Consider the following 21,982-nt stretch of genomic DNA (forward strand, 5'->3'; position numbering starts at 1 on the left):
GTGTTGAAGGGATCTAGGGTTGAGTTTATTGATAGTTTACGTGGTTTTAGTTTATTAGGTATTTTGATTGTGAATATGCTTAATTTTCAATATGATTATGATTTTGAGAAGATGTTTGATCCGAGCATATGGGGACAGGAGTTTGGGGTATATGTGACGGAAATCTTGTTCCAGGGGTCATTTTATCCGATTTTCTCCTTTTTGTTTGGGTATTCTTTTATCAAACTGATTGAATCTACAAAGGCCAAGGGGCTGAATACGAATGCCATCGTCGTCCGCCGCGGCTTTGGTCTTATTGTGCTTGGGATGTTGCATTTAATCTTTATTTGGAATGGTGACATTCTTCTCTATTATGGAGCTTGTACGTTTTTCCTAATGATGTTTATACACAGCCGAATCAAAACAGTGTTTATATGGTCGGGTATTTTAGGTGCCGTATCTTTAGTGATTTATCCATCTCTAATGAATTTTATTTACGGAAATTCTGAATTATTAACAAATGTATATGGAACTGGTACATATGGCGATATTGTGTTGAGCCGGATTACAATCGAAGATGATATGGTCATCGTCTCCATCATTATGGCAATTGTAACACTTACTCTGACACCAATTTTAAGTCTTCTCTATGCTCCTATCATGATCGGTCCGTTTGCACTGCTTGGCATGGCGATCGGGAAAAAAGGTCATCTGACAGAAGAAGATCGAGGAATGGCTTATCGTAAAGGCTGGATCTGGATGATTTTGATCGGGCTCGCGCTAAAATGTGCAACGTTCAGTGATGCTCCTTGGAGTGAAATGGTGCTGACGTTAGGAGCCTATGTCCTGACGATCGGTTATATTCAAGCTTTTATTGTCTTCTACTATTCAAAGGCTGCACAAGGGTTGAAACGTCTGCTTGCAGGACTGGGCCGATTGTCTTTATCAAACTATTTAGCACAATCTATTATTTGTACAACGATTTTCTATTCTTACGGACTTGGGTTATTCGGACAAATGGGCTCAATGTTTGGACTGCTACTTGCTGTTGGATTATACACAGCTCAGCTGTTCATCAGCTATCTCTATTTGAAAAAGTGGAGAAGAGGGCCTGTGGAATGGCTTATGGGAAAATGGGTATATTGGAGATAAGTTGATTTGTTGAGGAACCGCATGGCTGAAGAGCTGTGCGGTTTTTTAGTTGGATCGCATTCAAAAAAGTTCATAAAAGGAGTTGAATATTTTCTCAATGTGTATATAATGTATATATAGTGTATATACAATATTTCATTGCGAATACCAGTACAGAAAAAAGAGGTTTTTATATGCAAATTACGATTTCTAACCATTCTAAGGAGCCTATCTATGAGCAAATTACGACGCAAATTAAATCGTTGATCTTAACGGGTGAGCTTGCAGAAGGTGCGGGACTGCCGTCTATCCGAAAGCTGGCGAAGGATTTACAAATCAGCGTCATCACAACAAAACGTGCATATGAAGAGTTAGAGAAGGCAGGATTTATTTATTCGATTGTCGGTAAGGGATCATTTGTTGCCGAGCAAAACCTAGAGGTCATGAGAGAGAAAAAATTGAAGGTGATTGAGGAACAGCTTGGAGCGGTTGTTACAAACGGCAAGGAATTAGGCTTATCTTTTGATGAATTGCAGCAGTTATTAAAGTTCTTGTATGAGGAGTGAGAAGAGTGGAGCATGTGATTGAATTCAAAGGAGTATCAAAACGGTTCAAAGACTTTTCTGTGCAGAATCTCGATTTACAGGTCAAAAAGGGCTTTGTTACTGGGTTTATTGGAGAAAATGGAGCTGGTAAGTCGACTACGATTAAAATGATCATGAATTTGTTAAAACCAGATTCTGGTGAGGTTAAAATTTTTGGATTAGATTATCGCACCCATGAAAAAGAGATTAAGGAACGAATTGGCTTTGTTTACGATGCTAATGTTTTTTTCCCAGGATTGAATTTAAAAGACATCAAACGGATTGTGGCACCTGCCTATAAACGCTGGGATGATAGACTATTTTATCAATATATTGAACAGTTTGGTCTGCCGCTGAATAAAGCGATTAAAACATTTTCAAAAGGGATGCAGATGAAGGCATCGCTTGCAATTGCGCTGTCGCACCATGCAGAGCTGATTATCATGGATGAACCAACTGCTGGTTTAGATCCGGTCTTTAGAAGAGAGCTGCTCGGCACGTTACAAGAATTGATGATTGATGGAAACCGAACGATTTTTTTCTCAACGCATATGACGACTGATTTAGATCGCATCGCGGATTATATTGCGTTTATACAAAATGGAAGATTGGTCTTTCAACAGTCGATTCATGAGGTGGCGGAGAATTATGCGCTGGTGAAGGGGAGCCTGGATTTGCTGGATCGAGACACAGAAAAGGCGTTTATCCATATTCAGCGTACGGCAGCCGGATTTGAAGCATTAACAGATCGGATTGATGAGGTGAAACTTATTTTTGGGGATGCTGTTGTGATTGAACCGGCGTCGCTTGAGGATATCATGTTTTATTTGAAAGGCGGGGTTGCGCATGTTTCATTTAATTAAGCGTGATGTGATTTTGCAAAAGAAGCAACTGATGATTTTTCTTCCGTTTATCTTATTTTTTATTTTCATGGATGTACATCCGGTATTGACGTTTCTAGTTGCTAGTGTCTTCATTCCATTTAACACATATGCGTACGATGAGAAGGCAGAAACGAATATTCTATTAAATTCCTTGCCCTATACACGTAAAGAAATTATCGCATCACGTTATCTTGGCGCCATTTTCTATATGAGTATTGCGATCGTGCTGACAAGTGCTGCATTATTTGTGTTTGGGAAGCTGTTTTCGCTGTCAGATATTGCGATTGGCAGCGGGTTGTTTTTATTGTTCGCAGCATGTACGTTTCCATTGTTTTATATCTTAAAGCCTGGTTATATCACAACGGCAGTGATCATTGGCTTTATCGTATTATCTGCTATGGGACCGCCTGTTGTTTTCTATTTAGCAGAGCAATTCAGTGGGATCACTGATTTTATCATGAATTTATCGATCCCTATTGTATATACGGGATCAACTGTACTGATTATGCTCATCTACTTGCTATCTTGGGGACTTTCTACTGCGATTTACCAGAGGAAAGTGTTTTAAATCAGATGATCACATCATTTATAGAGAATCATTCATTTTGAGGTAGGCCTTTCAAAATGGATGATTCTTTTTTGCATCCGGTGAAATTGACATACAGAAGAAAAGAGGTTATTGTTAATTAACATAATGTTAATTATTTTTAACATATTGTTAAATAAATCATCCTTTAAGAAAGGAATTTGAAATGGAAATTAAAAATAGAATGAAAGTATTACGGGCAGAAAAAGACTGGACACAAAAGGATTTGGCAGAGAAGTTAGGTGTGACTCGTCAAACTGTGGCAGCGATTGAGAATGGTAAATATTCTTTGTCTTTAAAACTAGCATTTCAAATTGCGAGAACATTTGAAGTTGATTTATATGACGTTTTTCAAGAGGTTGACAAGGAGGAACAACAGCGATGATGACAACGATCATACTTTATTCTCTGATTATCCTTTCTATCTTAAGTACGGTCTTTCAATTTAAGAAAAGCCGTGAATATAAACAGGATGAACGGGGCCAATTTATTTTAGCGAAAGCTGGAAGTTTTTCAATTGTAGGTGTGGCATTAGCCTATATATTGGTGGCTGTCATTCAAGCTTTTGTTCATGAATTATCATCTCCAACGGAATGGTTTTATATAGCGATTACGTTTATGTATGTATCAAGTGTTTGCGCAAATACAATTGGCATTATCTATTGTGAAAGAAAATACTAATCTTTTATCTGCGGATGCAAGCTAGGGTACTTCATCATGAAGGGAAGAAAAAATATTGAAAAAATTACTGAAAATAATGCTGATTGCTCTATGTACCATTCTGACTATCTTGGTTGTATTTGTAGCCAGTGTTTATGTTGTGAATCTAATTAGTAATGAAAGAGAACAGGGGAAAATAGAAGCTTATGGGCAAAAGGTCTTGGTGGATGGGAAGCAAATGAATGTGCTCATTCAAGGCGATGGGAAAGAAACGATTGTCCTTCTCCCAGGCTATGGAACTGCTTCACCCGTGCTTGATTTTAAACCGTTAGTCAAGGAGTTATCGCCATATTATAGAGTTGTTGTAATTGAACCGTTTGGTTATGGTTTAAGTGACGACACAGATAAAGCAAGGACAAGTCAAAACATTGTGGATGAGATTCATGAATGTTTGCAGAAACTTAACATTAAAAAATATACGCTGATGGGTCATTCGATTGCTGGCATCTATGGATTAGAATATGTGAATCAATACGAAAAAGAAGTCAAAGCCTTTGTCGGCATTGATACAAGTGTTCCTCAACAGGAAACGGAAGAATTGCCGGTTTCTAGCTTGCAGCTGCTCAATCAATCTGGCTTTTACAGATTGTTATTGAAAGTGAATCCAGATCAACTGTTGATGCCTAACGTGGATCAACAAACGAAAGATCAAATCAAAATGCTGACCTTTCGAAATTTCTTGAATGAAAGCCAAGCGAGTGAGGCGGAAAATTTCACAAATAACTTTAAAAATGCAGAGCGTTTACATTTTCCTAAGCGTCTCCCTGTTGTTTTCTACCTAGCGGATCAAACGGAGGAAGAAACACCAAACTGGAAACCAATGCATGAAGAGCTGCTGAAAAATGTAGACCACGGAAAAGTCGTTACTTTCAAAGGCGGCCATTATTTGCATCATACGAAATCAAAAGAAATCGCAGATGGTGTGAGGGAGTTTCTATCGAACAACGAGCGCTCACGTTAGCGTTTTTCCTCCTCAGCTGGACAGATGAAACATCGCAATTTTGATCAAAACGAGTGAACTGATTTGTTTTATGATCAAGAAGAGGTGAGGGAGATGATGTATAGTCGGGTGACGCAAGAGGTGATTTCTTATTTGGAGTCGCATTTGATGGATGAGCTGTCGCTGAGACAGGTGCCTGAGAAAGTAGGATATTCACATTTTCATTTGCTGCGTGTGTTTAAACGAGAAACCGGGCTGTCGATGGGGGAATATGTGCGGAAACGAAGATTAGCTACGGCTGCACAGCTTCTTTTGTATACGGATCAGGGGATTTTAGACATCGCTTTTTCGTTACAATTCCAATCGCAGGAAGCCTTTACGCGTGCTTTTAAGCATTTGTATTCCTTACCTCCCGGAATGTACAGGTCCATGATGAGAGACATGCAAATGAAAAAGGAGGAAGATTCGATGACATTACATGAAGCAGTACCTGGCTGGGGTTTGAGTGGTTCACATCCGCATATGTATGAGATGGGTGTTGATACAGCAGAATTTCATACGGGAAAGCAATCAGGTGTTTTATCATCTAAAGAAGGCGTACAAGAAGGACAGTTTGCGACGATGATGCAGGGGTTTCAAGCAAAAGAGTATGCAGGCAAGCGGTTGAAGCTCTCTGCTTTCTTGAAAACAGAGAATGTATCTTCAGCAGGAATTTGGATGCGGGTAGATGACGGAAAGGGTGATACGGTGCAGTTTGATAATATGCAGAATCGACCTGTGACAGATTCTACGGAATGGAATCAATATGCGATCGTATTAGATGTTCCTACGCGCAGTGAATCCATTCATTTTGGAGTGCTGCTCAGCGGTCATGGAACAGTCTGGGCTGACGGTTTTCGATTTGAGGAAGTGAATGAGAAAACACCTACAACGAATATGGTGGAGGCTTCGGCTCTGCCAGATGTGCCGATGAATTTGCATTTTGAGCTTGAGGAGACCGTGTGAGCGGTCTTTTTTTGTTGTATACAAATCTGCATGAACCGTTTATAATGAAAAATATAAATAAACATACCGACGGTCGGTATGTAAAAGGAGGCGTTTGAACTGGCGCGAAATAAGTATCCAGAAAAGACGATGCAGCAAATTTTGGACGTGTCGACAAAGTTGTTTCAGGAAAAGGGATTTGAAAAGACAAGTTTGCAAGATATTATCCATGAATTGAATATGTCTAAAGGGGCTATTTATCATCATTTTAAATCGAAGGATGAAATATTACGCGGCGTGATGGATCGGCAGTTTCGTTACGCAACCGAGAAGCTTGAGGAGTTAATTGAGCATACGGAAGCAGCTCATGCGAAAGAGAAGCTCCAGCTGATCCTAGAGCAGCTTGTGGCAGACCCGCAGTCTCATTCGATTGATGGGATCTTGGTTGATCAGATGAAAAATCCGCAATTTGTGATTGAAGGCATGAAGACAGGTGTCACTCAGGATGCTTTGAGAATCAAACAGTTAATCATTGAAGGGATTGAGGATGGTTCGATGGAAACTAAGTTTCCTGGTGAAGTGGCAGAAGTATTTTTGCTTCTTGTGAATATATGGTTGAATCCCACATTGTTTGTACGCAATCATGAAGAAACTGTCCAGCGTTTGTGTTTTTTAAAGCAGATGATGAAGGGTCTTGGCGTGGATATTGTGAGTGATCTATTTATTCAAAAGGTGACAGCGCACTATGCTGAAATTGGCGGGTATGATCTGCCCGAAAGATAAAGAATGCCAACTGATAGGAGGATGACGTATGATTCATTTTATGAAGGTTGAGCTAAGAAAAGGCCACATGAAGCAGTATATTCAAGCTAGTTTCATTGCGAGTATTGTGCTGCTAGTATTCATCTATTTTATTGCGTTTGCTGCAAAAATTGAACGCGAACAGGGTTTTCAGCAATATACGAATATTTATTTGTTAACGAGTACAGTATGGATGATCTTTTTTTCTATCATCACAGCTATGCTGTATTGGCGTGTAGGAAAGACTGTTGATCAGGAACGCACATCCAATTCAGTGAGATTCCTTTCTCATATGATATGGATGGTGTGCCTTTCAACGTTTGCGATGATGTGCAGTATCATTCCTTCGTTTGTTGTGTTTAGTATGTCTGAAATGTTCTTCCCTATTGTCCATGATACGCTGACGGCAGGTGCTCTGTTTCAATTGATGAAAACACTCTTTGTGTTGATTGTTTGTGTTCAAGCGATTGGTTTGATGGCGATGAGAATCGGGTTGAGGAAGAAATCTGTTTTGATGACCGTCCTGACTGCCATTGTTTTATGTGCTGTTTTAGGAAATATATCGCTGGCCATTTATGGAAATGATCAATTGAACCTCGTCCTGTCAGGAGTGATGATCTCGGCAATTCTCATTGTGATCTTGGAATTGTGGAGCCGCATCGGCCGGCTGCAAACGAGGTAATTCATGATGGGAAAAGGATGGAGGCATGTGAAGCATACGGTTCAAATTGAAGAAGCAATAACGGAACTTTCGTTAAACTGGCTGGTGGGAGATGTTCGCCTTTATCACCATGAACATCCTTATGTATTGATGAAGCAGACCACCAATCACGTTTTTCCCCATCGGTATTTACTGCATCATCAAGTGCAGGAAGGCAGGCTAGTCATTCAAGATAAAAGAAAACGAGCGATCAGCTTGGGGCTTCATCTTCATCAAACGAATTTGGAGATTTATCTCCCTCAGGCACAGTTACAGTCCTTGTCTATTCATTGTAAAGGAGCAAATCTATTCTTGGATGGACTGAAGGTGAAGGAGGCTGAATGCCAATTGATTTCTGGAAAGTCCATGTTTACGGGAGAAATCAAGCATCTGCGCTTGCACACAGTGGGTGGACTTATCTCTAGTCAACAGCTCAACACGCAGACATTGAGCCTGCGTACTACTTCGTCAAAAGTGGAGATGGTAGGTGCTTTTTCAGATATTGATCTGAATTTAATAGGCAGAAGGGTACAGATACATTCAAAGGTCATGCTGCATTCGCTCAAATCGACGTCAACTGGATCATCTGTCAAAGTGGCAATTCCGGAAAATGATGGATTTATTTGTTATGTGAAGAAAAGATCAGGTACTTTTCACAATGATTTTCCTTGTGTGGATGATCAGGATAGAATGGTTTATAAAAATGGAGGGAAAAGCTTTGAGGTCGATATAAGGGGAGGTTCTTTTCTATTAAGTGATGGGCATTGAAGCGATGATGATCCTCTGATTCGATATATCAATATAAAATAATTTGAATATCTTTTTATGTCAGAATATTTTGTTAATAGTGTTTTCCTCAAAAAAACAATTGTTTTTTAAGGGTAGATTTATTATGATAATATACATCGAAAGATTGAAGATTTTGAATCAGAATGAAAATTCTGATTTTTTATTTTTTATGTTGTTTGTTGATGAGGGGGAATAGAAGTGGCTCAAAAGGAATTAAAGAGAGGGTTAAGTGCTCGACATATTCAAATGATTGCGCTTGGCGGCACAATTGGTGTTGGCTTATTTATGGGGTCAGCTAAAGCCATTCAATGGACAGGTCCATCGGTTCTTCTCGCGTACGCAGTGTGTGGTATTTTTATCTTTTTTATTATGCGTGCGATGGGAGAAATGTTGTATCTTGAACCGAGTACGGGATCGTTTGCTACATTTGGGCATCAATATATTCATCCGCTTGCGGGGTATATGACAGCTTGGAGTAACTGGTTCCAGTGGGTCATTGTTGGAATGTCTGAGATTATCGCCGTAGGCGCTTATATGAAATATTGGTTCCCGGAGTTACCGGCGTGGATTCCCGGATTAATCGCCATGATCATTTTAGGTGCGGCCAACTTAATTTCGGTTAAGTCATTCGGTGAGTTTGAATTCTGGTTTGCGATGATCAAGATTGTGACGATTATTTTAATGATCATTGCAGGTTTAGGCATTATTTTCTTTGGGTTTGGCAATGGTGGAACAGCGATTGGTTTGTCTAACCTTTGGGCGCACGGCGGATTCTTTACAGGTGGATTTAGCGGTTTCTTGTTTGCATTGTCCCTAGTGATTGCTGCCTATCAAGGGGTAGAGCTCATTGGGATTACTGCAGGTGAGGCGCAAAATCCACAAAAGACGCTGACAAATGCCATCAAAAGCATCATCTGGCGTATTTTGATTTTCTATATCGGTGCGATCTTTGTCATCGTAACGGTGTATCCGTGGGATCAGCTGAATACGCTTGGCAGTCCATTTGTGGCGACGTTTGCGAAAATTGGAATTACGGCAGCAGCAGGTATTATTAACTTTGTTGTCATTACAGCAGCCATGTCCGGCTGTAATAGTGGAATCTTCAGTGCGGGACGTATGCTTTATACATTAGGTGTGAATGGACAGGCACCTGCTTTCTTTACAAAAATTTCGAAGAATGGTGTACCGTATTTTGGGACATTTGCTGTGCTGATTGGTTTAGCGGTTGGGGTGGTCTTAAATTATGTTTCTCCGCCAAACATTTTCGTTTATGTGTATAGTGCGAGTGTCCTTCCTGGTATGGTGCCTTGGTTTGTCATTTTGATTAGTCATATTGGCTTCAGAAAAGCGAAGGGGGCAGCGCTTGATAATCATCCGTTTAAGCTGCCGCTTGCGCCATTTTCTAACTATTTGACAATCGGATTCTTGCTGATGGTGCTTGTGTTTATGCTGATTAATCAGGATACACGAATTTCTCTCATTGTGGCAATTGGGTTCTTGATTTTAGTGGCGCTTAGCTTTTTTGTATTTGGAATTGGTAAACGAAAACCGATTGAAACAGCTTCTTCTGATCAAACGGTGAAATAATCAAAAGCCTTGCGGAGTGGACCCGCAAGGCTTTTGTCGTTTACAGAGAAGCTTTGACACGCTGAAAGACATCTGGAAAGTTGGTGAACAGACCGGTGACGCCGTATTGCAGAAGACGTGTCATGTCTGCTTCGCTGTTTACCGTATATGGGTGAAGGAGGAGTCCGTGGCTTCTGACCTGCTGTACATTTTCAAGTGTCAAAGCTCTAAAATTCGGTCCGACCCCCACTGCATACGATTTGATGAAGTCGAGCTGATCATCTGTAATAGACGTCATTTGCGCTCTATCTAATAGCTGTACTTTTGGAAGCCGAGGGGCGAGTTTCTGCAATTTTAATAGACTTTCTTGGCTGAAAGATTGGATGATGACCTGCCCTTTTCTCGTATGTTTTCCAAGAAGATGATGTTTCTTTAAGACGGCCAATAGTTTTTCTTCCATTTGCGGATAGATGTCTGGTTTTTTGGTTTCAATATAATAATTTTCTCGTTTACCGAAGTAGCGTAATACCTCATCTAATGTGAGGACTTGCTGTCCAATAAAGTGGGCATTTTGTTTGTCGGGGTTGGCTTCGTTAAACCATGCACCGGCATCGAGCTGTTTGATTTCGGCAAGTGTGAGGTCTTTGACCCAGCCTGTTCCGTTTGTCGTCCGGTCAACCGTTTCATCGTGCATGACGATGAGGTGTCCATCCTTTGTCATTTGAAGGTCGAGTTCGAGGTAATCTGCATTCATCTTTGTGGCGAGCTTGTAGGAAGCTAGGGTATGCTCTGGGGCATACCCTGATGCTCCGCGGTGTGCAACGGTTAAAATGCGATCTGGAGATAAAAGATGTTCATGTGCCGATATGGTGGTCGGCACCCAACCAAAAGACAGTAAAGCAAAAGAGAGTAACACGAAAGCAAGTAATCTACTTTTCTTCATATTTTATCCTCCTTTTACGGTAACTGCCTCCATCATAAGAAATAGATGTAAAGGGCATGTTGGGCGGAGATGAATCTTTTATGTGATTTTCATTAAGCTTGCTCTACGCGCTTTCCTGTATTCCATGTCATGGCGAGGAACACAATCGCAAGGATACAAGAACCAACTAGTAAAATGAAACCTCCTGTCCAGTCATAGTGATCGACGACGACACCCATCATGGCATTAGCGAAAGCAGAGCCACCAATATATCCAAAGAATCCTGTCAACCCGGCAGCAGTGCCAGCGGCTTTTTTCGGAGCGAGATCAATGGCTTGCAGTCCAATGAGCATGACGGGTCCGTAAATTAAAAACCCGATGCTGATGAGGGCAATGTTATCAACCATTGGATTGCCAGCAGGGTTTAACCAGTACACAAGAACCGCAATTAATACGCCGATCATAAAGAGGACGCCAGCAGGTGCGCGGCGGCTTCTAAAGAAGCGGTCACTAATCCACCCGCACAATAATGTACCAGGGATGCCTGCATATTCATAAAGGAAATAAGACCAGCGTGAATGCTCTGGTGAGAATCCTTTTGCTTCTGTTAAATAGGTAGGTGCCCAGTCTACGACCCCGTAACGGACAAAGTACACAAAGACGTTGGCAATGGCGATATACCAAAGGAATTTATTGTTGAGTACATATTTAAACAAAATCTCTTTTACGGTTAATTCTTTTTCTTGATCTTCATATTGTTGTGCCGGATAGTCATTTCGGTATTCTTCAATTGGCGGAAGACCAGCGGATTGCGGGGTGTCCCGTACGAGAAGAATGATGACGAAGGAGACGATAATGGCGATGATGGCAGGGAAGAAAAAGATACTTTTCCACGTCGCAAACAAAACAATTCCTAATGTAATAAGCGGTGCAAGAATCCCCCCGCCGATATTGTGAGCGACGTTCCAAATGGACATTTTCGTACCACGTTCACTCACCGAAAACCAATGCGCCATCGTTCGTCCGCATGGCGGCCACCCCATTCCTTGAAACCAGCCGTTTAAGAACATGAATAAAAACATGATCCATACACTGGATGTCACCCATGGAAATGAGACAAAAAGAATATTGATAAGAGCTGATAGAAAGAGTCCAGCGGCTAAAAAGTATCTTGGGTTACACCGGTCTGAGATCATCCCCATAATGAATTTACTAAATCCATAAGCGATTGAAACAGCCGCCAGTACAAAGCCTAATTCACTTTTTGTGAACCCCTCTTCCTGTAAATAAGGGATGGCAAATGCGAAATTTTTGCGCAACAAATAGTAGCCCGCATATCCGATAAAGATCCCCAAAAAGACTTGCAGCCGCAGCCGTTTATAGGTTTCGTCTGTTTTGGCATCATCGAGCCTGTCGATATGCGGAGCCGGTTTAAACCATTTGAACATAAACATCCTCCTCTTGTAGATATGACTGAAACAAAAGTACGAGGTCTGTCTTTGATCTTGTACTTTTTCAGAGACAAAAGAATTGATAACGCTTTCTTTTGTACTCCCATCATATCGGATGGAGAAGATGTTTATGATGAGGCTTTTGTCATTATTTTGGAAAAACAGTTCATGAAGTCATGAAAAAAATCCGCACAATGGCGGATTTTTAATAGTGGTTAAATTGATACATCAATTTTTGCAGATTTCTTTAGTTGATCAATTTCTTTTTGTACTTCTTTTTGTTTTTCTTGAGATTCTAACTGCTTCTTGATTTGTGATTTGACGTCTTTGAAATCAGGTGCTTTTTGTTTTTGCTTTTTCATTTGTTCGGCGTATTGGTCATAGTACGCTTTGACGTCTTTTTCAGACACAGAGGCTGATTTAATTTCTTTGTCGACATATTGGCTGTATTTGATGCTGTCGGCAATATCACTTTTTAGCTGATCCATTGTCAGTCCGCTCTTTTTGAGTGCTTCTTCAAATTGAGCATTGTCTTTAAATTGTTTCTTTTCTTCTTTTAGCTGCTTATCGACTTGCTTGTCAGAGGCTTTATAGCCCTTCTTCTCAGCATCTTGCAGGATGAGCTCTTGACCTACGAGCGCATCAATGGTTTGCTTCTTGACAGCTTTTGCGCCTTCTTTAGATGTTGGGTCTTGTCCTGACTGCTGAAGTTGACCTTGAATGGTTGATAGGGCGCTATTGTATTCACTTCCTGTGATTTTATCTTTGTTGACGGTCGCAACGACCTTTTGATCATCAATTTTTTGTGCGTCTAATTTCTTTTGCATCTCTTCCATTTGCTTTTGCTGCTCTTTTTGGTCAGCCTGTGTTGTTTCCTTGCTATTGGCTGAATCGTTTTGCTTATCCTGTTTCGCATCGTTTGATGAGCAGGCTGCAAGCCCCACTGATAACAGACAAGCAATGAGTGTATATGATACTTTTTTCAATTATTTTCTCTCCCTTCGGTATGAGAACATCTAGTGCGCATTCTAACCGTTTTAGAGGAAAAATAAAACCGTATAGACGAATTGTTAGCGGATTGACATGTTTTTTATCTGTTTGTCCTCATTTTGTCTTCTCATAGTCATCATATGACAGCTCAAGTTTGGAATAATTGTTCCATCGCTTCGTCGAGATTGGTGATCGGCTTGCGGCAGCTGTAGTTTTCACAAATATAGACTGTCGTGCTGTCGTTGATCGTTTTGTAATCTTTTGCAAAAGGTGCGAGCCTTGCTAATTCTTGCCCTGTTTCGGCAGTTAAAATGAGATCAAATGGCATGAATCGTTTTTGCAATGCTTGTAGAAGCTGTTCTTTTTGCGGATCGCCCTTTTTCCCGAGAATAATGATTTCTCGTTTTACGGCATATTGGCTTAATAGTCCTTGTAAAAAGGCGGTATGTCCGCTTGGATAGGAAGAGACATCGACGTAAAAGGCGCTGAACATCTTCTCTAGTGTTTCGATCCAGTCTTGACGTCCGATCATTCTGCTTAGTTTCAGAAGCTGTTGGAGTGCAGTACTGTTACCAGACGGCATGGCTCCGTCGTATACTTCTTTTTCACGAACGATAAGCGCTTCTGCATCTGAGCCTGAGAAGAAAAAGCCCCCGATTTGCTCATCCCAAAACAGTTCAAACATATTTTCAGCAACGGCTCTGGCTTTTGTCAGCCAATCTAGGTCAAAGGTCGCTTCGTATAAAGACATATAAGCTGTGAGCATGTGCGCATAATCTTCGATAAAGCCTAGATGCTTCACGTCCCCTTCCCTGTAGCGGACCATGAGCCGTTCCTGCTGGACGAGGTGTGTTTCTAGAAAAGACATTGCCTGTTTTGCCATGCGTATGGCCTCTTTTTCATGAAAGACACTCCCTGCTTTGGCAAGTGCGGAAATCATCAGCGCATTCCACGAGGTGAGTACCTTGTCATCGATTAGCGGTGCAGGTCGCTGCTGTCTTACAGTGAGTAAGATGTGTCGAGCGGATTGCAGTTTGGAATGGAGGGTTTTGTCGTCGATTGAATATGCTGCCTTGATGTCATCAAATGAGGTGGAAATGGTATGAGGGATGTTCTGTCCTTCAAAATTTCCTTCCTCTGTGATGTGATAGACCGCACAAAATAAAGTGCCGAGGTCATCACCTAAATGGGTCATGATCTCCTCTTTTGTCCAAACGTAATATTGCCCTTCCTTTCCTTCTGAATCGGCATCGATTGCCGAATAAAAAGAGCCGTCACGATTCATCATGTCTCGTTTGATAAATTGAATGAGGTCTTGAACAAGCTTTTCATACTCAGTGTGTTGAGTGATTTGATAGGCTTCGGTGTAGGCATCTATCAGCAAGGCGTTATCATACAGCATCTTTTCAAAATGCGGCACAAGCCATTTTTCATCTGTTGAATATCGAGTAAATCCAGAACCAATATGATCATAAATACCGCCGTTTGCCATGCCGTTTAACGTTTTTGTGACAGCATATAACGCATTTTCTTGCCCTGTCCATGCAAAATAACGCATGAGAAACGTGAGCATATGAGGTGCGGGAAATTTAGGTGCAGAACCGAAGCCGCCATACAGCGTATCAAAGCTGCTCATGAGCTGATAATAGGCTTTGTGAATCGACTCCTGAGTGAGCGTATTTTCTGTCTGCCCTGCTGCCTTGATCCGCAGATTATTTGTTGCCTTTTCTGCCAATGATTCAATATGATCACGATCGTTGTGATAAGCATCCAGCAATTGCGTCAGTGCTTCAATGAAGCCGGGACGGCCGTAAGCACTTCTTTTTGGAAAATAAGTCCCCGCATAAAACGGCTTTTGATCAGGCGTGACAAACACGTTGAGCGGCCAGCCGCCTTGCCCAGTCATCATCTGACAAACGGACATATACATCGAGTCAATGTCTGGACGCTCCTCACGATCGACTTTGATTGAAATGAAATGCTCGTTTAGGATGTCAGCGACTTGTTGATCTTCAAAGCTTTCGTGTGCCATGACGTGGCACCAGTGACAAGTGGCATAGCCGATGCTTACCAGCAAAGGCTTGTTTTCTTTTTTTGCTTTATCAAATGCTTCTTTTCCCCATGGATACCAGTTGACTGGGTTATAAGCATGTTGGAGAAGGTATGGAGATTTTTCAGTGATTAATCTGTTGGGTTTATTGTTAGTAGACATGGAATCTCCTCCTTTCATATTTATCAAATCTTTTTGAGTGTAAAGGGTGATGGGCTTAAGGAATTTCATTTGAATTTAGATAGTACTACTTCAAAAAAGTTACGTAGGATAGTAACCGATAGTTCTTTATTTTGAAACTGAGCAAAAATCAAAAAACTATAATTAGGTTAAAGATTGATAGGGACTGCTGTGGAAATTTTAACTTTCGATAGATTTGTTTTCAATTCTTTTATTCGCTTCATTAATTATGAAAACCTATATTAACGCCTTTTAGATGGAATTTATTACTATATTCATCTTGTGTGTATTTAATCATTAATAACAAGCTGTTATAATAGCTTTGTGTTTTTATGAAAATATGTGTTAAAAGTGGTGTTGGAAATAAATATATACTATTCATTCTAGTAATCTCTTCGTTTGGTGAGAAGCACTTTTAGCACATTTAATTTCAATAGGTCTAGCGGTGACTATTACAGGAGTTACTTATGTTGCATAATCTGAGTTCAAGAAGCATAAAAGAACATACATTCAAAAAATCTAAAAAATGGGTATATGAGAAGGTGTAGATATGTTAGTTATTGATCAAAATCCAAAAGGTGAGCAGTACTCCAAATTAATTGATTTGGCTTTCGACATTTGTGATGAGTTTCATTTAGTTTTAAGAAAAGATATGGGATCTTTAAAATCTTTTGATCCCTTCCTAAAAAAACTTGAAAGTTCATTGAAAGAGATGAAAGAACAATCAGAATGGGCTAGCACAATGCTATTAAACAATACAGCAAAAGTTTATTACTATTATACAGATAAAAATGCGAAGAGTATTCTAAAAGAATTCGCAAATTCTTTATATGATTGGGAGCAACCAAATTTACCAGAAGACTTGTCCTTCTTCAAAAATGGAGAAGAATGGCTGGTTACATCTTCTCATGAAGAAGAAAGTTATATAGATACGGAAAATGATACAGAGATACAAAGGATATTAAGTATACCAGAATTAAAAGTACATATGGAAAAATGGGATTAATGCTATTTAGTATTCAATAATAGTGTATTGATATAAAAGTAAGGAGGCTAATAAGATAGTTTCCTTACTTTTAAAATGTTATGGGCGTTCTCATTTATTTCTTAATTAAGATGTATTGTTGTGTTCCAATAGAAGATTTGAACTTTAAATGTTTCCCAAATTGTTGAGTTTTGAAATTAATAACTAAATCCAAACTCTCATCCTTATCTTCATCCTCAAAACCGTCTAAACAGGAATATAATGAATATATCAGATAGCTGAGGTCCGTGATCAATTGTCTGTGAGGTATTCCCATCATGAAAAAACAAGAGCTATAAACCCTTGTCATTTCATTATTTCACCTTTTTCACTACTTCAATCGTAATGTTTTAACAAGATGGCTGAATTATGTCCTCCAAAACCAAAAGAATTGGATAGCCCATATTTCAATGGAAGCTGTCTCGCTTCTAATACAACATCTAAATTGCAATCTGGATCTTGTTTCTCTACATTAATAGTTGGCGGAATCATTCCTCGTCTCAAACTTTCCACTAAAGCAATCGCTTCTACTCCGCCTGCAGCACCAAACATGTGCCCAGTCATTGACTTGTTCGCAGTTGTTGGAATTTCGCCTGAACGATCACCAAATAATTTCTTAATGGCTAGAACTTCTGAACGATCACCTACTTGTGTACTTGTTGCATGAGCACTAATAACATCGATTTCACTTGTTGATATATCTGCACTTCTCAATGCTTTCTTCATGGCTAAGTAGGCACCTCTACCTTCTGGGTGTGAAGCAACCATATGATGTGCATCTGAACTAGCCCCGTATCCCACTACTTCACATAATATCGGCGCATCTCTAAGAATTGCGTTGTCTAATGATTCTAATACTAAGATACCTGCGCCTTCACTCATAACAAAGCCATCTCTATCTGTATCGAATGGACGGCTAGCTCGACTTGGGTCTTGGTTTCTAGTAGATAGTGCATGTGCGTTTCCAAAACTAGCCAAAGATATCTGGTTGACAGCAGCTTCTGCTCCACCGGTAAATATAATATCTGCTTCATCATTTCGGATCGCATTGAAAGCTTCACCAATAGAAGTGTTCCCAATAGAACAAGCTGTGACCGGTGACAATGATGGCCCTTGTGCGCCTAATTTAATACTGATTTGGGCCGCAGCTGCATTTGAAATCATCATGGGGACAAGGCTAGGGCTTACTCTCGAGGGACCTCGTTTATCTAATACATTCACCTGATCAACAAGCGATTGTATGCCCCCGATTCCTGATCCAACATATACGCCTAAACGTTCAAGATCTACTTGATCTAACTGTAATTGTGAATGTTCTAATGCTTGTTCGGCTGCTGCTAAGGCAAACTGACTAAAACGATCTAATCGTTTTGCTTCTTTTCTCCCTAATATTTCATCTGCATCGAAATCACGAACGATTCCAGCTATTTTTGTTTTATAATCAGTCGTATCAAAAGAATCAATGAGAGATATTCCCGATTGTCCTTTCATGAGTTGATTCCAAAAGCTATCTATATCATTTCCAAGTGGAGAAATAACTCCCATTCCAGTAATGACAACTCTTTTCATGATCATTCCCTCCTTGTTTTTATTAACTTTAGCCATTGTGTTATCCTATTACAAGTTGTTGTTTATCCTAGTATAATGAATAATATTTTAAAAGGAGACCTTAATGAAACCTGAAACAAGACTTCAAGCATTATCAGAATTTCTAAAGAACCAACGTTCAAAAATCACGCCTCAAATGGTTGGTTTACCTGTAGGAACCCGCAGAAGAACACCAGGGCTCAGAAGAGAAGAAGTAGCTCAACTAGCCGGTGTGAGTCTTACTTGGTATACATGGTTAGAGCAAGGTAGAGATATAAAAGTATCTACTTCGGTATTAGATGCTATTTCTAGTGCATTACAATTAAATAACGATGAAAGGAGATATTTGTACGCTTTAGCGTTAGAGGAAGGTGTGAAACAATCCTATATCATTGAGAATGAGAAGGAAATCAGTCCGGCTTTAGTGAAAATTCTGCAGGAACTTCGTTATTGCCCAACGATTATATCTGATAGAAGAAGTCAGATTGTTGGGTGGAATCAAGCAGCAGCTAATGTATTTTTGGACTTTGAACAAATCATCCCGGCAGAAAGGAATATCATCCGCTTACTATTCGCAAGAAAGGAATTTAAAAGTTTAGCCGTGAATTGGGAGCATTTTGTAAGAGGATATATCGCCATATTTAGAACATATTATGGACAGTATGTGGCGGATGACTGGTATGAGCAATTTATAGAAGAAATGGAGCAGGCATATCCTGAGTTTCGTAAAATATGGAATGAAAATGAGATCAGTTATGCACCTGAAGTATTAATTGAATTTCGTCATGCCAAGGTAGGGAAAATGTTGTTTAATCTCACTTCATTACAAGTGTATGGGGATACTGATTTAAGATGCAGTGTCTATACTCCAGTTGAGGATACTGAAACGGAGCTTAAGTTGAAACGTTTAATTGAAGGGTAGATATCGTTTGGATGAAGTTATTGAGTGCATTAATATAAAATAGATCCTATGCAAATCAGTGACAAGTAGCATAACCGATGCTGATGAGCACCGGTTTAATTTCACGTTGAGGCTTCTTGCCCCCAGGCCTATATCTTTTCTGGTAAATGGTGTTTATACATCTCAATAGCATCTGTATGTTCTTTTAAAATACTCATTGTTTTTGGATGGGGTCTTACATATATCAAAGGATAGTCGACTTCATCTAACTCTTGTTGAGTATGAAAAGCTAATCTCTCATGGTCAAGGGAAAATTGAGCATCAATTCCTGTTTTGTTCCCGCGTGAATCTAATCGAATCCATCTATTAAGTGAATGAAAAAATACAGCATTTAATGCGTGAATGCAATATCCTTTATCTGGCGTATCGAACAACATTAATCGCTGGTAACAAAAACCTGTGGGTATTCCCTGTGAGCGCAACAGGGCAGCCAATAGGTTCGACTTTGCGTAGCAAATTCCCTCTTTAAATGTTAATACATCTGATGCATGACAAGTCACTCGTTTGGATTGAATATCCCATGTATGGGATATTTCATCTCGAACAAACTCATAAGCTGCTTTTGCTTTTTCTATTTCTGTCTGCAAAGGGTTGAAAAGTTCATTTGCAAGTGTACAAATAATAGGATTAGAATAATCAACTTCATTTAATTCCAGTAAATAATCATTAAAGTTTTTTGATTCACATGTCATATTCATTATAATGTCTCCTTATCTCTATACTTTTACTGCAGAAGGTCTATTTTTTCACCAACACATATTGTAAGTTTTCTAATTCAAACATATCAATCAGTTCATCAATCCCTTTAAAATCGATATGTTTTCCAAACCGTTTTGTGCTTAGGTCAATTTCTACATCCAATTGATCGTCCTTTTCTTTCATTTCGAGTTCATTTAGACAAGAATAGATTTCGATGGTTTCTCCTTTTGACAGCTCTTTTTCAATGAATTTAAAAAGTGCACGAAGAGAATGAATGATGTCTAATTCATAAACAAAAGGGTGCGTGAATTTGTTTCTTACCGCTTCATTGACGGGATCTAGATAATCAATGTGAATGCCTTCGAAATCCTCTTCTGTCTCAAATACTTCTATCAAAAGATCATCTTTTTGATAGATTTTGGGCTTTTTTTGTTTTTTATCAAACATGCTGATATTGAGTTCAGAGAATGGTTTATAGGTAGGATTTTGACCAATGGTACCAAGTGGCAGTTCTTTGTTTGATCCAATATAATGCTGTAAAGTCATGGGTTGCCCTCTTTCCTTGAAATATTCCTTATAGCGTTGATTATTTCCTTTTTACCAATTTAGAGGTGAATATGCAATGGCTTGACATATCGGTATTTCTAGATATACAATGTCTGCCATGGAACCTATTGATGTGTTTAAGGCATTATCGAATGAAACAAGGTTGAATATTTTAAAGTGGCTTAAGGAACCTGAGAAGCATTTTCCTAAGCAAGGCGCTCATTTACCGAAGGAGGTTAGTTATAAGGGGGGCGTTTGTGTTGGGGATATTCAAGAAAAGGCGCAAATTTCTCAATCAACGGTCTCTAGCTACTTACATTTGATGCAAAAGGCTGGTCTGCTTGAATCGGTACGGCATGGACAATGGACATACTATAGACGAAATGAAAAATTTATCCAACAGATCGGCCAATATATGAAAACAGAGATCTAAAGGATGTATGATTTCTGTTTTTTTCTATTCTATATATCTGTTTATCTAAATATATAAATATATAAATAAAAGGAGATTTGATGATGCGTTTAATTTTTTATGTGCTTGCACTATTAGCGGGTGCGGCACTTAGTTTTGAAGGAGCCATCTATGCGGAGCTTGGGAAGTCGATCGGACAGTTAGAAACGAGTTTTTATAACTTTTTTGTCGGTTCAATTATTATGGGGCTATTGTGGCTCTTTTTTGGCAAAGGTGACCTTTCCTATACGTTGAAGGCACCAAAATGGTCACTGCTTGGCGGAGCGATGGGGGTTGTGTATTTAACGTCTATTGTGGTGAGTGTTCCATTCGTTGGTGTGGGGGTAACGATGGTCGCTGTCATTATTGGTCAGCTGCTGATGAGTATGGTGATTGAGCATTTTGGCTGGCTTGGGAGTCAGAGAACAAGAGTAAACAAAGAGAAGGTATTTGCGGTCATTTCGATGATCATTGCCCTTATTCTTATTCATTAGGAGGAAACTCGATATGGCATTATTGTTAATTCTATTTACTTTAATCGGAGGCATTACGTTAAGTGCGCAATCTTCCATAAACGGTACGTTTAGCAGGAGAGCGGGTACGATTGAAACGACCTTTTTGACCTTTTTAACGGGTACGATGTTTTTGACCATTCTGATTTTATTCTTTGGGAGCGGCCATCTGTTGAATCTCTTGCATGCGCCGAAGTGGCAGTTGAGTGCGGCTTTTCTTGGAACGGCTTATTTAATCCTGACAGTGATCGCTGTTCCGAAAATCGGTGTCATTGCTGCGAATATTGCGGGGATTGCTGGGCAGCTTGTCATTGGAATGGTCATTGATCATTTTGGCTGGTTCCATAGCTTGGTGATTTCACTTGATCTCAAACGCTTATTGGCATTGTTCTTTATGCTGATCGCTCTTTATTTTATTTACAAAGGAAATAAGCGCTCTCGAGAGGAAGCGAATGCTTAAAGAGAACGTGCTGCTGCGACATTTGCTCTCAGCAGCTCTTTTATACTGATTCATCATGTTTGACTAAATACCTATCAGGGTATACTATCTGATCATAGGGAAAAGAGAAAGGAGTGTTAAACGTGGAATATAATCAGCAGATGAAGAATCGTCTTCGCCGGATTGAGGGACAGATTAAAGGGGTTCTTGCGATGATGGAGCAGGGAAAGGATTGCCGTGAGGTGGTGACGCAGCTGTCTGCATCACGCAATGCCATTGATCGGGCAATGGGTGTGATTGTGAGTACAAATCTTGAGCAATGTGTCCGTGAAAGTCTTGAGCAGGGCAAGGATACAGAGGGGCTTGTCAAAGAAGCGGTTGAGCTCTTGGTGAAAAGCCGGTAAGAAATTCCTCAGCCTTTGGAGGTTGACGAATTTTTTTACTTGTTACAATATACCCTTACCGGTATGTGTATATATTTTTTGCTTTTAGTATACCCCCATGGG

The 21,982-nt window shown here is 39.9% G+C and carries 25 protein-coding genes and 1 pseudogene; 18 read left to right on the plus strand and 8 right to left on the minus strand.

Features of this window, described 5'->3' with window-relative positions; translation table 11 throughout:
* The first annotated feature begins 3 nt into the window (after positions 1-3).
* The 12 genes from ACTJJD_RS13005 (at position 4) to ACTJJD_RS13060 (ending at position 9,685) form a co-directional block, all read left to right on the plus strand.
* Complete coding sequence (locus tag ACTJJD_RS13005) at positions 4-1,131, plus strand: DUF418 domain-containing protein (RefSeq protein WP_440608509.1); 1,128 nt, start codon at positions 4-6, stop codon at positions 1,129-1,131.
* 173 nt (positions 1,132-1,304) lie between these two features.
* The gene (locus ACTJJD_RS13010) at positions 1,305-1,676 is read left to right on the plus strand and encodes a GntR family transcriptional regulator (RefSeq protein ID WP_008343911.1); all 372 of its coding nucleotides are present in this window, start codon (positions 1,305-1,307) and stop codon (positions 1,674-1,676) included.
* A 5-nt stretch (positions 1,677-1,681) separates the two neighbouring features.
* Positions 1,682-2,557 (plus strand): ABC transporter ATP-binding protein, encoded by an 876-nt coding sequence (locus tag ACTJJD_RS13015; RefSeq protein WP_024719131.1) that lies wholly within the window; start codon positions 1,682-1,684, stop codon positions 2,555-2,557.
* Positions 2,541-3,146, plus strand: coding sequence for an ABC-2 transporter permease (locus ACTJJD_RS13020; RefSeq protein ID WP_142153668.1), 606 nt, complete (start codon positions 2,541-2,543; stop codon positions 3,144-3,146). The genes ACTJJD_RS13015 and ACTJJD_RS13020 overlap by 17 nt, the downstream gene beginning before the upstream one ends.
* A 184-nt stretch (positions 3,147-3,330) precedes the next feature.
* Positions 3,331-3,549 carry a helix-turn-helix transcriptional regulator gene (locus ACTJJD_RS13025; protein WP_017358703.1) on the plus strand — a complete coding sequence of 73 codons (219 nt, stop codon included), beginning with the start codon at positions 3,331-3,333 and terminating at the stop codon, positions 3,547-3,549.
* On the plus strand, positions 3,546-3,845 hold the full coding sequence (locus ACTJJD_RS13030; protein WP_017366494.1) for a hypothetical protein: 300 nt from the start codon (positions 3,546-3,548) through the stop codon (positions 3,843-3,845). The genes ACTJJD_RS13025 and ACTJJD_RS13030 overlap by 4 nt, the downstream gene beginning before the upstream one ends.
* Positions 3,846-3,900: 55 nt before the next feature.
* The gene (locus ACTJJD_RS13035; RefSeq protein WP_440608510.1) at positions 3,901-4,845 is read left to right on the plus strand and encodes an alpha/beta fold hydrolase; all 945 of its coding nucleotides are present in this window, start codon (positions 3,901-3,903) and stop codon (positions 4,843-4,845) included.
* A 93-nt stretch (positions 4,846-4,938) separates the two neighbouring features.
* Positions 4,939-5,829, plus strand: a complete 891-nt coding sequence (locus tag ACTJJD_RS13040; protein ID WP_035702976.1) for a helix-turn-helix domain-containing protein — start codon at positions 4,939-4,941, stop codon at positions 5,827-5,829.
* Positions 5,830-5,958: 129 nt separating this feature from the next.
* Positions 5,959-6,591, plus strand: a complete 633-nt coding sequence (locus tag ACTJJD_RS13045; protein WP_440608511.1) for a TetR/AcrR family transcriptional regulator — start codon at positions 5,959-5,961, stop codon at positions 6,589-6,591.
* 28 nt (positions 6,592-6,619) lie between these two features.
* Positions 6,620-7,291, plus strand: coding sequence for a bacitracin ABC transporter permease (locus ACTJJD_RS13050; protein ID WP_440608512.1), 672 nt, complete (start codon positions 6,620-6,622; stop codon positions 7,289-7,291).
* A 27-nt stretch (positions 7,292-7,318) separates the two neighbouring features.
* On the plus strand, positions 7,319-8,077 hold the full coding sequence (locus ACTJJD_RS13055; RefSeq protein WP_440608513.1) for a DUF4097 family beta strand repeat-containing protein: 759 nt from the start codon (positions 7,319-7,321) through the stop codon (positions 8,075-8,077).
* A gap of 219 nt (positions 8,078-8,296) precedes the next feature.
* The gene (locus tag ACTJJD_RS13060) at positions 8,297-9,685 is read left to right on the plus strand and encodes an amino acid permease (protein WP_144668333.1); all 1,389 of its coding nucleotides are present in this window, start codon (positions 8,297-8,299) and stop codon (positions 9,683-9,685) included.
* Between the two features lie 40 nt (positions 9,686-9,725).
* Here ACTJJD_RS13060 and ACTJJD_RS13065 read toward each other — a convergent pair whose 3' ends face one another.
* The 5 genes and pseudogenes from ACTJJD_RS13065 to ACTJJD_RS13085 all read right to left on the minus strand — a co-directional run.
* A complete protein-coding gene (locus ACTJJD_RS13065) occupies positions 9,726-10,607 on the minus strand; it encodes a glycerophosphodiester phosphodiesterase (RefSeq protein WP_017358710.1) in 882 nt (293 codons plus the stop codon).
* Between the two features lie 92 nt (positions 10,608-10,699).
* Positions 10,700-12,034 (minus strand): glycerol-3-phosphate transporter, encoded by a 1,335-nt coding sequence (gene glpT, locus ACTJJD_RS13070; protein WP_008343899.1) that lies wholly within the window; start codon positions 12,032-12,034, stop codon positions 10,700-10,702.
* Between the two features lie 218 nt (positions 12,035-12,252).
* Positions 12,253-13,023 (minus strand): SurA N-terminal domain-containing protein, encoded by a 771-nt coding sequence (locus tag ACTJJD_RS13075; protein ID WP_017358711.1) that lies wholly within the window; start codon positions 13,021-13,023, stop codon positions 12,253-12,255.
* Between the two features lie 152 nt (positions 13,024-13,175).
* On the minus strand, positions 13,176-14,663 hold the full coding sequence (locus ACTJJD_RS13080) for a thioredoxin domain-containing protein (protein WP_440608545.1): 1,488 nt from the start codon (positions 14,661-14,663) through the stop codon (positions 13,176-13,178).
* A gap of 84 nt (positions 14,664-14,747) precedes the next feature.
* Positions 14,748-15,239: pseudogene (locus ACTJJD_RS13085) on the minus strand (thioredoxin domain-containing protein); the annotation flags it as partial.
* 568 nt (positions 15,240-15,807) lie between these two features.
* Here ACTJJD_RS13085 and ACTJJD_RS13090 point away from each other — a divergent pair.
* The gene (locus ACTJJD_RS13090) at positions 15,808-16,263 is read left to right on the plus strand and encodes a stage III sporulation protein AH (protein WP_146271288.1); all 456 of its coding nucleotides are present in this window, start codon (positions 15,808-15,810) and stop codon (positions 16,261-16,263) included.
* A 354-nt stretch (positions 16,264-16,617) separates the two neighbouring features.
* Here ACTJJD_RS13090 and fabF read toward each other — a convergent pair whose 3' ends face one another.
* Positions 16,618-17,850, minus strand: coding sequence for a beta-ketoacyl-ACP synthase II (gene fabF / locus ACTJJD_RS13095; protein ID WP_440608514.1), 1,233 nt, complete (start codon positions 17,848-17,850; stop codon positions 16,618-16,620).
* A 103-nt stretch (positions 17,851-17,953) separates the two neighbouring features.
* On the opposite strand from fabF, the gene ACTJJD_RS13100 reads away from it, so the two are divergent.
* Entirely contained in the window at positions 17,954-18,790 is an 837-nt protein-coding gene (locus ACTJJD_RS13100) for a helix-turn-helix transcriptional regulator (RefSeq protein ID WP_008359338.1), read from the plus strand.
* Positions 18,791-18,918: 128 nt separating this feature from the next.
* On the opposite strand, the gene ACTJJD_RS13105 is transcribed toward ACTJJD_RS13100, so the two are convergent.
* Positions 18,919-19,527, minus strand: a complete 609-nt coding sequence (locus tag ACTJJD_RS13105) for a transglutaminase-like domain-containing protein (protein ID WP_025206655.1) — start codon at positions 19,525-19,527, stop codon at positions 18,919-18,921.
* A 40-nt stretch (positions 19,528-19,567) separates the two neighbouring features.
* A complete protein-coding gene (locus ACTJJD_RS13110; RefSeq protein ID WP_025206656.1) occupies positions 19,568-20,074 on the minus strand; it encodes a hypothetical protein in 507 nt (168 codons plus the stop codon).
* A 118-nt stretch (positions 20,075-20,192) separates the two neighbouring features.
* Here ACTJJD_RS13110 and ACTJJD_RS13115 point away from each other — a divergent pair, with 118 nt between their 5' ends.
* The 4 genes from ACTJJD_RS13115 to ACTJJD_RS13130 all read left to right on the plus strand — a co-directional run bounded on the left by ACTJJD_RS13115 (position 20,193) and on the right by ACTJJD_RS13130 (position 21,880).
* Complete coding sequence (locus ACTJJD_RS13115) at positions 20,193-20,507, plus strand: ArsR/SmtB family transcription factor (protein WP_268417543.1); 315 nt, start codon at positions 20,193-20,195, stop codon at positions 20,505-20,507.
* 83 nt (positions 20,508-20,590) lie between these two features.
* Positions 20,591-21,019, plus strand: coding sequence for a DMT family transporter (locus ACTJJD_RS13120; RefSeq protein ID WP_008343887.1), 429 nt, complete (start codon positions 20,591-20,593; stop codon positions 21,017-21,019).
* 13 nt (positions 21,020-21,032) lie between these two features.
* The gene (locus ACTJJD_RS13125) at positions 21,033-21,497 is read left to right on the plus strand and encodes a DMT family transporter (protein WP_440608515.1); all 465 of its coding nucleotides are present in this window, start codon (positions 21,033-21,035) and stop codon (positions 21,495-21,497) included.
* Positions 21,498-21,619: 122 nt separating this feature from the next.
* A complete protein-coding gene (locus ACTJJD_RS13130) occupies positions 21,620-21,880 on the plus strand; it encodes a metal-sensitive transcriptional regulator (protein WP_003217059.1) in 261 nt (86 codons plus the stop codon).
* The last annotated feature ends 102 nt before the right edge of the window (positions 21,881-21,982 follow it).

It is taken from the genome of Bacillus sp. 22446, assembly GCF_052044955.1.
GTDB classification, from domain to species: Bacteria; Bacillota; Bacilli; order Bacillales; family Bacillaceae; genus Bacillus; species Bacillus altitudinis.